This window comes from Burkholderia sp. KCJ3K979, assembly GCF_016759955.1.
GTDB classification, from domain to species: Bacteria; Pseudomonadota; Gammaproteobacteria; order Burkholderiales; family Burkholderiaceae; genus Burkholderia; species Burkholderia orbicola.
This window is the reverse complement of sequence record NZ_JACFYV010000185.1, coordinates 1-13,314: the sequence shown is the minus strand read 5'-3', so window position 1 is coordinate 13,314 and position 13,314 is coordinate 1. Positions and strand designations below refer to the sequence as shown.

The window sequence follows — 13,314 nt, the reverse complement described above, 5'->3', positions numbered from 1 at the left end:
CGCCAGCAGCACGCCCGTCAGCCCCGCCACGCCGCGCGCACGCAGCGACGGTTGCGCGATGCGCTTCACGAGCGCCGCAGGCAGCATGCTGTCCTGCGCGAGATCGATGCGCTCCAGCCGGTGCGCGGTCAGGCCGCGCCAGTACAGCCGGCGCGTGCCCGGCGCCAGAATCTCGACGAGCACGTCGTCTTCGTAGCGCAGGCCGGCTTCGTCGTCGGCGAGATCCATCGCGACGAAATACCGCGCGAGCACGTCCGGTGCGTCGTGACGCAGGTAGTCGGCCAGCGCTTCGTCGGCGAGCGGCGCGTCGAGACGCGCGGTCTGCACCGAAAGGCGCTTGAACGGATCGAAGGCCTTGAACACGCCCGGTTCCAGCACCTTCACGAAATCGCCCTCGCTCATCAGCAGCGCGCGTTCGTTCTTTTTCACCACATGACGCTTCCACATATTTTTGTCCTTTTCTTCAATGGCCGCCGGGTAACGCGCATCGTGCGGATCGCGGGGCGACGCAATCGGGCGGGCGGCGCGCTGGCCGGCGTCGAAGCGCATGGCGACGCCTGCTGCATTGCGTCGTCGTGCGCCTTCGCGCGGGCCGTGCGGCCGCCCGGCCGATCGCGCGGAACCGCAACCGGTCCGACGCGCGGCGGGCCTGTCGGCCCGCACCGGCGGGTACTGCCTTCATACGAGACCGTCCTTGCGGACAGCGTTCGAGCGGGATTTGAACCCGCCACCGGCCGGCTTTCGCCGGCTGCTCCACCTGGCTGAGCTTTCGAACAATGGGCGCCCCGGGATTCGAACCCGGGCGAAGCATCCTGGCGCGCGCCCCTTTGCCTTCGTCTGTCCATGGCGGCATGCGCTACCGCGACGAACGAGGTTCGGCGGCGGCGCACCAGCAGGGCTTGTTGAACCCTGGCTCGTGGGTCAGCGGGACATCCGGCGTCTTTTATTTAGCGAGGAGCGTGCCAGTGAGCGGCTGGCGCTTCTGGAAATCTCTCAACACATTGAAGTTAAAAGGGAATTATCTGTTTTGCAGTGTCTGGCATCGACGCTGTCGGCACGTCACGGTCATGAATATCCGATACAATTAGATCGCTTCTTATCTCATGAGATAAACATGCGCAAAACCGTTGCGATCGGTTTTCTCGGCACCGTGCTCGACCAAGGTGGCCGCGCGCCGCGCCGTTACCGCAAATGGCGGCCGACGATTTCGCTGTGCGAGCAGCCCGACCTGCCGATCGACCGGCTCGAACTGCTGCATTCGCTGGACTACACGCGTCTCGCCAGCCAGGTGCGGGACGATCTCGCGCGCGTGTCGCCGCGAACCGACGTGCGGCTCACGCCGGTCACGATCCACGATCCGTGGGATTTCGAGGAGGTTTATGCGACGCTGCACGATTACGCACGCGCGTACCCGTTCGACCTCGAACACGAGGATTACCTGATCCACATCACGACCGGCACGCACGTCGCGCAAATTTGCTGGTTCTTGCTGGCGGAAGCGCGTTACCTGCCCGCGCGCCTCGTGCAGACCGGGCCGCCGCAGCGGACCGACGAAGGGCCGAGCGGGCCGGGCACGATCTCGGTGATCGATCTCGACCTGTCACGCTACAACCGGATCGCGCAGCGCTTCACGCGCGAGCGCGACGAAACGGTGTCGTTCCTGAAGGCCGGCATCGCGACGCGCAACGCGCGCTTCAATGCGCTGATCGAGCAACTCGAGCGCGTGGCGGTGCGTTCGCGCGCGCCGATGCTGCTGGTCGGGCCGACGGGGGCCGGCAAGTCGTTTCTCGCGAAGCGCGTGTACGAGCTGAAGCGCGGCCGGCATCGGCTCGCGGGGCCGTTCATCGAGATCAACTGCGCGACGCTGCGCGGCGACGCGGCGATGTCGACGCTGTTCGGTCACGTGAAGGGCGCGTTCACAGGGGCGCAGTCGGCGCGCGCGGGGCTGCTGCGCGCGGCGGACGGCGGGCTGCTGTTTCTCGACGAGATCGGCGAACTCGGGCTCGACGAACAGGCGATGCTGCTGAAGGCGATCGAGGAGAAGCGCTTCCTGCCGGTCGGCGCGGACGTCGAGGCGACCAGCGATTTCGAACTGATCGCGGGCACGCACCGCGATCTGCGGCAGATGGTGGCGGCCGGCACGTTCCGCGAGGACCTCTATGCGCGGATCAACCTCTGGACCTATGAATTGCCGGGACTGGCCGAGCGCCGCGAGGACATCGAGCCGAACCTCGAATTCGAGCTCGACCGTTTCGGTCGCGAGCAGGGCGAGCAGGTGCGGTTCAACGTCGAGGCGAAGCGGCGCTATCTCGCGTTCGCGGCCTCGCCGCGCGCGACGTGGGCCGGCAACTTCCGCGAGCTGTCGGCGTCGGTCACACGGATGGCGACGCTGGCCGATGCGGGGCGCATTACCGAGGCGCTCGCCGAGCAGGAAGTCGAGCGGCTGACGCGCACGTGGTCGTCGCCGGGTGGCGCGAGTATGGCGGACGCGTGCGTCGACGCGGTGTTCGGTGCGCGTGCGGCGGAACTCGACCTGTTCGACCGTGCGCAGCTCGAACGCGTGCTCGACGTGTGCCGCACGTCGGCGAGCCTGTCGGAAGCCGGGCGCACGCTGTTCGCGGTGTCGCGGCAGAGCAAGAAGCAGCCGAACGACGCGGACCGGCTGCGCAAGTATCTCGCGCGGTTCGGGCTCGATTGGGACGGTGTGCGGCGCGCGCTCGACGGTGTGTGAGGGCGAGCGCGGCGCATGATGTCCGCGCTGCGGAGAGCGTTCGCGCGTCTCGTATCGTATGCGGTAACTTCAGGAGCATTCTAGTGATCGAGATTCCGTTGACGGTCAGGCCGTTGTTTGTCGCGGCCGGGTGGCGCGGCTCTGGCGACGGCCGCCTGTCGGCCCGCGACGGCGAACATCCGGGCGATGCGATCCTGCGTGAATTCGGCACGTTGATCGTGGGTGCGGAGCCGGCCCGGCGCAGCGGGGAAACCTGCGCACCGATGGGAATCGCGTTTCGCGCACTGGAGCGTCAGGATGAACAGATTGCCGCGTGGGAGCGGGCGCTCGACACGACGATGATCGGAATCGCCGAGGACGATCTCGGCTACGTCGAGTTTTATGTCGATACGCAGGGCCGCGTGTTCACGACGAATTGCGTGATGGACGGCGTCTATCTGGCGGGATTCACGTTCGGCGACGCGATCGAACGCACGCTGCTCGGGCGGGTCTCGATTCCGCTATTGCTCGACAAGCAGGCGTCGATCGCCTATTACGGCGCGCATCTGACGGGCGACGACCCGCGCGTCATGACGGCCGCGCAGTTGCGGGCCGGCAATGACGGATCGCGCGCGGCGCCGTGATGCGGCGGAGCTTCAGCCGATGGCCGACGCGGCCGCCTCCTGGAACGGGGCCAGGAATACCCAATCCGGATGCGCCGCCGCGATGTCCGCCAGCCCGCGCGCGAACGCGTGCACCGGCAGCCACGGATACCCGAACGCCGCGTGCAGCCGATCGAGTTTCAACGACTGCGGATCGTCGATCGTATCCATCCGCGCGATATGAATGTGCAGCGCGGCAACCCGCGCAACGTCGTCGCTTTCACCATCGATGGCGAACTGCCAGCGGTACGTGCCGTGTCCGATCCGCAGCGCGCCGCTGTCCTTCTGCCGCATCACGACGAGCCACGGCATGCTGCTGACGCCGTGCTCATCGACGGGCGGGGTCGTGCAGACGTAATAGGTTCGGCACTGCTCGAACCTTTCGCCGAATGCCTCGACCAGCGTATGCGCAATGGCCGCCACGCCCGTCACGCGCGGCGGAAAATCGATGTCGTCGTTGGCGAGGGAAAAGCTCAGTTCGGCATTGGCCGCGAAGCAGTCCGCGATCAGCGCGGCCTGGTTCAGGTCCTTCGCACGCAGATAGCATTCGAGCAGCGCGCGAACCGTGGCGGGATGAAGCGGGAAGGGCATGTTCGAGCCTCCTGTGTCGGGAAAGTATCGGGAAATCGGGCCGCCTGCAGGCCGCTAGGCTGGCCGAGGCCGCCGGTGCCTTTGCCGTATAATTTCGTTCCAAAGCTAAATTCGCATGACCGCACGGAGCGTCGACGTCATGGCCAAGCAGCAAGAGGAGTCCGTTCTGACCATTACCAACCCGGCCTGCCTGATCGACGGCACGGACACGGAATTTCGCCACCTGATCAACGGGCTGCTGCCGTTCGCGGCGCGCCTGCTGTCGGTGCGCGACGGTTTCGGCTCGTTGATCGGTCTCACCGGCATCCAGTATTCGCTGCTCGTATCGGTCGCCCATCTGTCGCATGACGACGTCGTGACCGTCAACCGCCTCGCCGATCATCTGCACCTGAGCGGCGCGTTCGTCACGATCGAGACCGGCAAGCTGAAGAAGCTCGGCCTGATCGACAAACGCTCGGACCCCGACGACAAGCGCAAGATGCGGCTCACGGTCACGCCGGCCGGCTCGAAGCTGCTGAAAGCGCTCGTCGATACGCAGCAGCGCATCAACAACGTGCTGTTCGAAGGCGTGACGAAAACCGAATTCAAGGCGCTCTGCTCGGTGATCGACCGCCTCGTTACCAACGGCGATCGCGCGACGCTCGATCTTGCGCACATGATCGCTCGCCAGGAAAAAGGCTGACGCGCGCCGGCTGCCGCGCTCAGTGCGCGGCCCACTCGATCGTATCCAGGTCGACCCCTTCGAGATGCATGTCCCACAGCGGGCTCAATTCGCGCAGCTTGCCGACTGTGTCGCGTACCTGCGCGATCACGCTGTCGACCTCGGCTTCGGTCGTGAAGCGGCCGAGCGTGAAGCGGATCGAGCTGTGCGCGAGTTCGTCGCTGCGGCCGAGCGCACGCAGCACGTAAGACGGCTCCAGCGACGCCGACGTGCACGCGGAACCTGACGACACCGCGACGCCCTTGATTCCCATGATCAGCGATTCGCCCTCGACGAAATTGAAGCTGACGTTCAGGTTGTGCGGAATCCGGCGTGCGAGGTCGCCGTTCACGTAAACCTCGTCGAGCGTCGACAGGCCGGCCAGCAGCCGGTCGCGCAACGCGCCGACGCGGCGGCTTTCCTCTGCCATTTCTTCCTTCGCCAGCCGGAACGCTTCGCCCATCCCGACGATCTGGTGCGTCGGCAGCGTGCCGGAACGCATCCCGCGCTCGTGGCCGCCGCCGTGCATCTGCGCTTCGAGGCGCACGCGCGGCTTGCGGCGCACGTACAGCGCGCCGATCCCCTTCGGGCCGTACACCTTGTGCGCGGTCACCGTCAGCAGGTCGACGTTCAGTGCATTCACGTCGACCGGAATCTTGCCGGCCGCCTGCACCGCATCGCAGTGGAACACGATGCCGCGTGCGCGGCACAGCGCCCCGATCTCGGCCACCGGCTGGATCACCCCCGTTTCGTTGTTCGCGAGCATGACCGACACCAGGATCGTGTCGGCGCGCAGCGCCTGCTGTAACCCATCGAGGTCGAGCAGGCCGTCCTCCCGCACGTCGAGGTACGTGACGTCGAAGCCCTGGCGCTCGAGTTCGCGACACGTATCGAGCACGGCCTTGTGTTCGGTCTTCACCGTCACGAGGTGCTTGCCCTGGCCCTGATAGAAGTGCGCCGCGCCCTTGATCGCGAGGTTGTTGCCTTCGGTCGCGCCGGACGTCCATACGATTTCGCGCGGATCGGCGCCGAGCAGCGCGGCGACGTGCGCGCGCGCTTCCTCGACCGCCTGCTCGGCATCCCAGCCGTAGCTGTGGCTGCGTGAAGCCGGGTTGCCGAACTGCTCGTGCAGGAACGGCACCATCTTGTCGACCACGCGCGGATCGACGGGCGTCGTCGCGCTGTAGTCCATGTAGATCGGACGGGATGACATCGAAAAGGCTCCGGAAAGCGACGTTTCGCGCGGGTCGCGAGCGCCGGTGAATACGGTTGGCGCAGTGTACGTGGACATTCGCGCGAGCCGCGCAACATCCATCCCGCCAGTAGGGTTGTCTTTCAAACAAAGCTTTCAAGATCAGGGTTTACGACATCTTGAACCGGCTTTTGTGTTTACATTTAATAAAAGCTAAATAACAAAGCTAATTAACGGTGCTTTGTTGATGCGGATTCCTCAGGGGAATCCGGAAATGCAACCCAAGGAGAACGAGATGAGCGAGAACCACGCAGGAACCGGCGCGGATGCCGACGAGCAGCGGCGTTTCCGCGCCGCGCTGTCGATGTTCGCGACGGGCGTCGCGGTGATTACCGCCCCGCGCAAGGAGGGGATGCCGATCGGCATCACGGTCGCGTCGTTCAATTCGGTGTCGCTGGACCCGCCGCTGATCCTGTTCTCGGTCGACCGCCGCAGCCTGAGCCTCGGCGACCTGGCCGGCGCGGATGGCTACGCGGTCAACGTGCTTGACGAGACGCAGCAGCACCTGTCGAACTCTTTCGCGAAAGCGAACGGCGACAAGTGGGGCTGGCGCGGCGGCGCGGCTGGCGACGACGGCATGGTGCTGTTGCCTGACGCTCTCGCGACGTTCGAATGCGAACCGTATGCGCTGTACGACGGCGGCGACCACGTGATTTTCGTCGGCCGCGTGACGCGGCACCGCGCGCGCTCGGACGGACGCCCGCTGATCTTCTTCGGCGGTCGTTACCGCGCGCTCGACGGCGCGCATGCGCCATCCATGTGAATGCAACCCACGATTCATTCCCCCAGGAGCACATCATGATCAAGAACGGCACTCAGCACATCGCGTCGCTGCGCGACGGACGGCAGGTCTACCTGAACGGCCAGCCGGTCGGCGACGTGACCGCGCACGCGGCATTCCGCAATTCGATCCGCAGCTACGCGAGCCTGTACGACTACCAGGCGCGCGACGAGAACGTCGAGAAGATGACGTTCGTGTCGCCCGACTCGGGCAACCGCGTGAGCCGGATCTGGCAACTGCCGACGTCCTATGACGAACTCGTCGAGCGCCGTGCCGCGCTGGAAGCGTGGTCGGAGCTGCATTACGGCTTCATGGGCCGCTCGCCCGACCACGTCGCGTCGTGTCTCTCCGGCATGTACATGGGCGCCGACGTGTTCGAACAATACGACCCGGCGCGCGCCGGCGCGCTGCGCGACTACTACCGTTATGCACGCGACAACGACCTGTTCCTGACCTACGTGATCGTGAATCCGCAGGCGAACCAGTCGAAGGCCGCGCACGAGCAGGAGGACAAGTACCTTGCGGTCGGCATCGTCGATCAGGATGCCGAAGGCATCACGGTGCGCGGTGCGAAGATGCTCGCGACGAGCGGGATCATGGCGAACGAGGTGTTCTGCAGCTGCATCCAGCCGCTGCGCGAAGGCGACGAGATGTATGCGCTGTCGTTCGCGGTGCCGATGAACGCGAAGGGTATGAAGATCATGTCGCGCAAGTCGTACGAGGAGAGCGCGACGTCGGTGTTCGACAACCCGCTGTCGAGCCGCTTCGACGAGAACGACGCGGTGCTGTACTTCGACGACGTGAAGGTGCCGTGGGAGCGGATCTTCGTCGCCGGCAATACGGCGATGTGCGCGAAGCAGTTCCATGCGACACCCGCGCACGTGTACCAGAACTATCAATGCCAGGTGCGCCTGATGACGAAGCTGCGCTTTCTCGTCGGGCTCGGCCTGAAGATCTCCGAGGTCAACGGCACCAATACGTTCCCGCAGGTGCGCGAGACGCTGGGCCAGCTCGCGGCCGAAGCGTCGATGGTCGAGGCGTGGGTCTACGGGATGGAAGCGAAGGGCACGGTCGTCAACGGCTTCTACGTGCCCGACCGCAACATGCTGTACGGCTCGCAGGTCGTCACGCAGCAGCTCTATTCGAAGGTGCTCAACACACTGCGCGAGCTCGCCGGCGGCGGAATGATCATGTTGCCGTCCAGCGTGCGCGATTTCGAGAACCCCGACCTGCTGCGCATCATCGAGAAGACGCAGAAGTCGCCGGTGTGCTCGTCGGAGGAACGCGTGAAGTTCTTCAAGCTCGCGTGGGACGCGGTCGGCTCCGAATTCGCGTCGCGCCACAACCAGTACGAGCTGTTCTACGCCGGCGCGTCGTTCGTCACGAAGAGCCATGCGTATCGCACGTACGACTGGCAGCGTGCGTCGCATCTGGTCGATTCGATGCTCGGCAGCTATTCGCTGAACCAGGAACTGTCGACGCCGCGTGCCGCTTGACTAGCCGCATCGCAACCCCTTTTACCCGCTATCGCAATCAGGAGAGACAGATGGCCATCAACAAGCTTCACGACGAATTCCACACGCTGGACATGCAGCGCGACTGGCGGCTGCCGGAAGGCTATGACCCGGCGTCCGGCGCGCAGGAGCTGATCCTGTCGGGCGCGCTCGACACCGAGCGCAAGCGCGGCAGCCGCACGCGCCTGCTGCGCCTGCCGGCCGGGCTGCACACGAAGCAGCCGTTCGTGCACGACTACTGGGAAGAGGTGTTTCTGGTCGAAGGCGACCTGACCGTCGGCAACGACGAGCACGGCGACGGCGGCACGCCGTTCAAGGGCTACACGTACGCGGTGCGTCCGCCCGGCGCGTGGCATGGCCCGTTCAAGTCGAACGGTGGCTGCGTGCTGCTGGAAATCCACTATTACGATCCGGCTTGAGGTCGGCCGATCCATGACAGACGGCGGGCCGCTGCATCGCGCGGTCCGCGACGAGGAGCATTCGATGAAAACCATCACGTTCGCGATCGACGGTCGCGACGGCCGCACCGAGCGCGCGATCGCGATCCACACGCTCGTGATCGCGGGCTGGACCGGCCGCGACACGGTCGCGATGGAAAAGCATATCCGCGAGCTGGAAACGCTCGGCGTCAAGCGCCCGGCGACGACGCCGGTGTTCTACCGCGTCGCGGCCGATCGCCTCGATCCGTCGCCGGCGATCCAGGTCTCGGGCGGGCAGAGCAGCGGCGAAGCGGAATTCGTGCTGGTGCGAGACGGCGGCGACACGTTCGTCGGCATCGCGTCCGACCACACCGACCGCGAGGTCGAGACATACGGCATCACGGTCTCGAAGCAGATGTGCGGCAAGCCGTGCGCGAACACGCTGTGGAGGCTCGACGACGTGACCGGTCACTGGGATCGGCTGGTGTTGCGTGCATACGCGACGATCGACGGCGAGCGCGTGCTGTATCAGGAAGGTAGCGTGACCGCGATGCGCGCGCCGGACGATTTGCTCGCGCAGTTCGCGCGCGATGGCGGCCGCTTCGAGGACGGCACCGCGATGCTGTGCGGCACGCTCGCGGCGATCGGCGGTATCCGGCCGGCCGAGCGGTTCGAGGTCGAGCTAGAGGACCCGGTGCTGGGCCGCACGATCCGGCATGCGTATGCGGTGGACACGTTGCCCGTCGCGGGCTGACGCGAACCGAACCGCGAATGCGCGCTCAAGCGCGACAGATCGCGATGATCTCCGCGCTCGTCGCCTCGTCGAATGGCGTGCGCTCCCAGTCGCCGTACCAGTCGGCCGACACGAAACCGGCTGCCGTCACGCGCGCCTGCAATTCGGCGTGCGCGATGAAACGCAGCCGGCTCGTATTCGTCAGCACCGTGTCGTCGCGGCGGAAGCGGTAGTGCGTGTCGAACGTCACGATCGCGCCGTCAATCGCCCTCACCGCGTGATGGAGATCGACGATGCCGAGTTCGTGCGACTCGACGCTGCGTGCCGATTGCGCGGGTTTCCATGCTCGCCACGGTTCGGTGCGCGGGTTGCGGGTGTCGAACAGAAAGCAGCCGCCGTCGTCGAGCACGCGTCGCACGCCGCGCAGCGTCGCGTCGATGTCGTCGTCGGTCAGCAGGCACTGGAACGCGTGCCCGGTCATCACCACTGCATCGAACGGCGCACCGGGCGGCAGGCCGCCGAGCGCGCACGCGAACCAGCGTACGGCGCCGGCACCCGGCTGGCGTCGCGCGTAATCGATCATCGCCGGCGCGGGATCGATCGCGACGACGTCATGCCCGGCCGCCGCGAGCCGCCGCGCGAACGTGCCGGTGCCGCAGCCGAGATCGAGGATGCGTCGCCGGGCGGCGCCGATCGCGGCGGCGTAGAACGCGAAGTCCCGATCGCTGGCGTTGAACAGGTCGTACACCGCGACGAGGCGCGGGTCGGTGTAGAGCAGGTCCGCGTCGGCGCGCGTCATGCGGCTGCTTGCGTCAGCGCTGCTGCACGGCTACCCGCAGCCCGAGCGCGATGAAGATCGAGCCGATGATCTTGCCCTGCCAGCGCGTGAGCCACGTGAGCCGCTTCACGATGCGGCCGAGCGGGCGGATCGAGCATGCGATCAGCGTCGTGTAGAGCGAGCTGAGCACGACGAAGATCAGCCCGAGCACCGCGAACTGCACGAACGTCGAGCCGCGTTCCGGATGCACGAACTGCGGCATGAACGCGAGAAAGAACAGCGCGGTCTTCGGATTCAGCACTTCGGCGGGAATCGCCTGCAGGTACGCCTTGAGCGGCGTGACGGGCGACACCTGCGGCAGCGACGGATCGGACGGTTTCTCGAGCAGCGCCCGCACGCCGAGATAGATCAGGTACGCGGCGCCGACCAGCTTCACGACGTTGAACGCGAGTGCCGACGTCATCAGCAGCGCCGACAGACCGACGGCCGCGAACAACGTATGCACGAAGTCGCCGCTCGCGACGCCGAGGCCGGTCAGGATGCCGGTCTTGCGGCCACCCTGCACGGTGCGGCTCAGCACGAGCAGCACGGCGGGGCCGGGGATCAGGAACAGGCCCAGGACGACAGCCGTGAAGGTGGTCAGCGTGGTCAGGTCGAACATGGCGGCTCCGGCAGGTTGGCGCGGCGGCAGGGGATCGGCGCATTGTATTCGGTTCGGCGCGCGGGCGCTGACGGCCGTTTCGAACGGCGCGGCTGCGTCGGCGCCTTTCTGGTATAAGCACGACAGGACGCGCCGGCGTCCGGCCTTTTTTCACAGCCCGTCGTTCCATGCGCGACCTTCCACCGATCACCGATCCTGCCGCGGACGCCGACGTCTATCACGTGCCGCGTCCGCTCGTCGTGTTCGGCGGCTCGGTCGTCGAGCCCGAGTGGCGGCTGGAGCGGCACAGCCATCGCCAGGCGCAGCTGCTCTACACGCTGAGCGGCGTCATCTATTGCGAGATCGACGGCGGCGTGTGGACCGCGCCGCCGCAATGCACGGTCTGGATTCCCGGCGATGTCCCGCATGCGGCGCGCGGCTCGGCCGGCGCCACTTTCTACGCGGTACTGGTCGAACCCGACGCGGCGCTCGACCTGCCCACGCGCTGCTGCACGCTCGCCATGTCGCCGCTGTTGCGCGAGCTGCTGCTGAAGGCGGCCAGCTTCCCGAACCTGTACGACGTCGACGGGCCGCAAGGGCGGCTGGTGGCGACGCTGCTCGACGAGCTCGTCGCGGCCCCGGTCGAGGACTTGTACCTGCCGATGCCGGCCGATCGCCGGCTGCGCAAGCTGATCGACCATCTGCTCGACGACCCGGCCGACAAGTCGCCGCTGCCCGAACTCGCGCGGCGTGCAGGCATCAGCGAGCGCAGCCTGACGCGCCTCGCGACGAAGGAGCTCGGCATGAGCCTCGGCGACTGGCGCCGGCGGCTGCACGTCGCGCTGTCGCTGCGGATGCTGACGACCGGCCGCCGCGTGCATCAGATCGCGATCGATCTCGGCTACGAGAGCGCGAGCAGCTTCGTCACGATGTTCCGCAAGGCGACCGGCAAGCCGCCGACGCAATTCCTGACCGACCGGCAACGCTGAACCGCCGGACTGCGCGCCCGCGCCCGTTTGGCCGGATTGAAAAAGCAGTTGGCCGGGATGAGAAATGACGCATGAGGGCTCGATCCATAAAATGAGAATCGTTCTCATCTGGAGGCCGACATGCAAATCACCACGACTGAATTTCCGTTCGTCTGGCTGCGTTACAGCGGCTCGACCCACACCGATCCCGCCCGACTGATTGCCGAACTCGACGCGTTGCTCGCGCGCCGCGAACGCTTCGTTCTTCTGACCGACGATGCGCCGTCCGGCGACGATCGCGCCGACAACGATCACGAGATGCGCAAGCAGCTCGCGAAGTGGAGCAAGGCCAACCGCGCGCTGTCGCGCGAATGGATTCCCGGGATGATCGCGATCGAGCCCAATGCGGCGCGGCGCGTGGCGCTCAATGCCTTTTCGGGCGCCTTCGAGAAAGTCTGGGGATATCCGCTGAACGCGGCGGCGAGCCGCGACGACGCGCTGGCGCTCGCGCAACGGCTGCTCGCCGAACCGGCGCCCGGCATCGCGGCGGCGAACGCCTGACCCGACGGCCGCGCCGCTCGCGCGACTTGCGTCGACCTCGACATCGACACGTCGCACGGTGCGCGCACGCGCGCCGCGGCCTATCGCAACCACGCAGAGGTGTCCGGTGGACAATCCGATCCGCGCGATGCGCATCTTCACGCGCATCGTCGAAATGAACAGCTTCACGCGCGCGGCGCAGGCGCTCGGCATTTCGCGCGCCACCGCCACGCGCACCGTGCAGGAACTCGAAGCGGCGCTCGGCATGCCGCTGCTGGTGCGCACGACGCGCGCGTTGCGGCCGACGCCCGAAGGCGATGCGTATTACCGGCGCTGCGTCAGCATCACGGCGGACGTCGACGAGCTCGAAGCCAGCATCCGCGGCGCCGCGCTGCATCCGAGCGGGCCGCTGCGCGTCGAGCTGCCGGCGTCGGTGGCGAGCACGATCGTGTTGCCGGCGCTCGGCGAATTTCATGCGCGGCATCCCGATCTCGAGCTGACGCTTGCCGTGGCCGGGCGCGCGGGCGACCGCATCGGCGACGCGATCGACTGCAGCATCCGGCTCGGTGCGCTGCCCGATTCGTCGCTCGTCGCGCGCCGGCTCGGCTCGCTCGAACGCGTGACGTGCGCGAGCCCCGCGTATCTCGACCGCTTCGGCGTGCCGCGCACGCCCGACGATCTGGGCGCGCATCGCGCGGTAGGCGGGTCGCACGTGTTCGGCCAGCGTTCGGCGGAGCTCGAGTTCGTGGTGGACGACGCGGTACGCAAGGTGCGGCTCGACGGCATCGTCAGCGTGGACGACGAACAGGCGTATCTCGCCTGCGGCGTACACGGCCTCGGGTTGATCCAGCCGACCCGCGTTGCCGCGCAGCCGCTGATCGATGCGGGACGGCTGCGGGAAGTGTTGGCGGGCTGGCAACCCGATGCGCTGGCCGTGTCGGCCGTCTACGTGAAGCGGCCGCACGTGTCGCCCGGCGTGCGCGCGTTCGTCGACTGGATCGCGGAGCGTTTCGTGCAGGCTGGCTA

14 protein-coding genes, 1 tRNA gene and 1 pseudogene are annotated in these 13,314 nt (G+C 66.7%); 10 read left to right on the top strand and 6 right to left on the bottom strand.

Annotated elements, in window-relative coordinates; genetic code table 11:
- A pseudogene (locus tag H3O04_RS27860) lies at window positions 1-447 on the bottom strand (slipin family protein); the annotation flags it as partial.
- 256 nt (window positions 448-703) lie between these two features.
- Window positions 704-776: transfer RNA gene (locus H3O04_RS27855), tRNA-Phe, on the bottom strand.
- 338 nt (window positions 777-1,114) lie between these two features.
- On the opposite strand from H3O04_RS27855, the gene rtcR reads away from it, so the two are divergent.
- Together rtcR and H3O04_RS27845 are read left to right on the top strand one after the other, a co-directional pair.
- The gene (gene rtcR / locus H3O04_RS27850; RefSeq protein ID WP_202588893.1) at window positions 1,115-2,731 is read left to right on the top strand and encodes an RNA repair transcriptional activator RtcR; all 1,617 of its coding nucleotides are present in this window, start codon (window positions 1,115-1,117) and stop codon (window positions 2,729-2,731) included.
- Window positions 2,732-2,814: 83 nt separating this feature from the next.
- Window positions 2,815-3,354: an SUKH-3 domain-containing protein gene (locus H3O04_RS27845; RefSeq protein ID WP_202588892.1), complete on the top strand. Its 540-nt coding sequence runs from the start codon at window positions 2,815-2,817 to the stop codon at window positions 3,352-3,354.
- 12 nt (window positions 3,355-3,366) lie between these two features.
- Here the strand turns inward: H3O04_RS27845 and H3O04_RS27840 are convergent, their stop codons facing one another.
- Window positions 3,367-3,963: a nuclear transport factor 2 family protein gene (locus H3O04_RS27840; RefSeq protein ID WP_202588891.1), complete on the bottom strand. Its 597-nt coding sequence runs from the start codon at window positions 3,961-3,963 to the stop codon at window positions 3,367-3,369.
- A gap of 139 nt (window positions 3,964-4,102) precedes the next feature.
- Between H3O04_RS27840 and H3O04_RS27835 the strand changes: the two genes are divergently transcribed.
- Complete coding sequence (locus H3O04_RS27835; protein WP_012338577.1) at window positions 4,103-4,645, top strand: MarR family winged helix-turn-helix transcriptional regulator; 543 nt, start codon at window positions 4,103-4,105, stop codon at window positions 4,643-4,645.
- Between the two features lie 19 nt (window positions 4,646-4,664).
- Here H3O04_RS27835 and H3O04_RS27830 read toward each other — a convergent pair whose 3' ends face one another.
- Window positions 4,665-5,876 carry an IscS subfamily cysteine desulfurase gene (locus H3O04_RS27830; protein ID WP_175683233.1) on the bottom strand — a complete coding sequence of 404 codons (1,212 nt, stop codon included), beginning with the start codon at window positions 5,874-5,876 and terminating at the stop codon, window positions 4,665-4,667.
- 274 nt (window positions 5,877-6,150) lie between these two features.
- Between H3O04_RS27830 and H3O04_RS27825 the strand changes: the two genes are divergently transcribed.
- From H3O04_RS27825 to H3O04_RS27810, 4 genes are all read left to right on the top strand, one after another.
- Window positions 6,151-6,678 (top strand): flavin reductase family protein, encoded by a 528-nt coding sequence (locus tag H3O04_RS27825; RefSeq protein ID WP_237666452.1) that lies wholly within the window; start codon window positions 6,151-6,153, stop codon window positions 6,676-6,678.
- A gap of 35 nt (window positions 6,679-6,713) precedes the next feature.
- Window positions 6,714-8,192, top strand: coding sequence for a 4-hydroxyphenylacetate 3-hydroxylase family protein (locus tag H3O04_RS27820; protein WP_202588889.1), 1,479 nt, complete (start codon window positions 6,714-6,716; stop codon window positions 8,190-8,192).
- 50 nt (window positions 8,193-8,242) lie between these two features.
- The gene (locus tag H3O04_RS27815; protein ID WP_012338573.1) at window positions 8,243-8,629 is read left to right on the top strand and encodes a hypothetical protein; all 387 of its coding nucleotides are present in this window, start codon (window positions 8,243-8,245) and stop codon (window positions 8,627-8,629) included.
- A 64-nt stretch (window positions 8,630-8,693) separates the two neighbouring features.
- Window positions 8,694-9,383, top strand: coding sequence for a DUF2848 domain-containing protein (locus tag H3O04_RS27810; protein WP_202588888.1), 690 nt, complete (start codon window positions 8,694-8,696; stop codon window positions 9,381-9,383).
- A 25-nt stretch (window positions 9,384-9,408) separates the two neighbouring features.
- Here the strand turns inward: H3O04_RS27810 and H3O04_RS27805 are convergent, their stop codons facing one another.
- Window positions 9,409-10,161 carry a class I SAM-dependent methyltransferase gene (locus H3O04_RS27805; RefSeq protein WP_202588887.1) on the bottom strand — a complete coding sequence of 251 codons (753 nt, stop codon included), beginning with the start codon at window positions 10,159-10,161 and terminating at the stop codon, window positions 9,409-9,411.
- Window positions 10,162-10,174: 13 nt separating this feature from the next.
- Window positions 10,175-10,801 carry a LysE family translocator gene (locus H3O04_RS27800; protein WP_006490488.1) on the bottom strand — a complete coding sequence of 209 codons (627 nt, stop codon included), beginning with the start codon at window positions 10,799-10,801 and terminating at the stop codon, window positions 10,175-10,177.
- Window positions 10,802-10,968: 167 nt separating this feature from the next.
- Here H3O04_RS27800 and H3O04_RS27795 point away from each other — a divergent pair, with 167 nt between their 5' ends.
- The 3 genes from H3O04_RS27795 to H3O04_RS27785 form a co-directional block, all read left to right on the top strand.
- The gene (locus tag H3O04_RS27795; protein ID WP_053525460.1) at window positions 10,969-11,769 is read left to right on the top strand and encodes an AraC family transcriptional regulator; all 801 of its coding nucleotides are present in this window, start codon (window positions 10,969-10,971) and stop codon (window positions 11,767-11,769) included.
- A gap of 120 nt (window positions 11,770-11,889) precedes the next feature.
- On the top strand, window positions 11,890-12,309 hold the full coding sequence (locus H3O04_RS27790) for an ATP--cob(I)alamin adenosyltransferase (RefSeq protein ID WP_011548298.1): 420 nt from the start codon (window positions 11,890-11,892) through the stop codon (window positions 12,307-12,309).
- A 106-nt stretch (window positions 12,310-12,415) separates the two neighbouring features.
- The coding region (locus tag H3O04_RS27785) for a LysR substrate-binding domain-containing protein (RefSeq protein WP_202588886.1) at window positions 12,416-13,314 on the top strand (899 nt) is incomplete at its 3' end.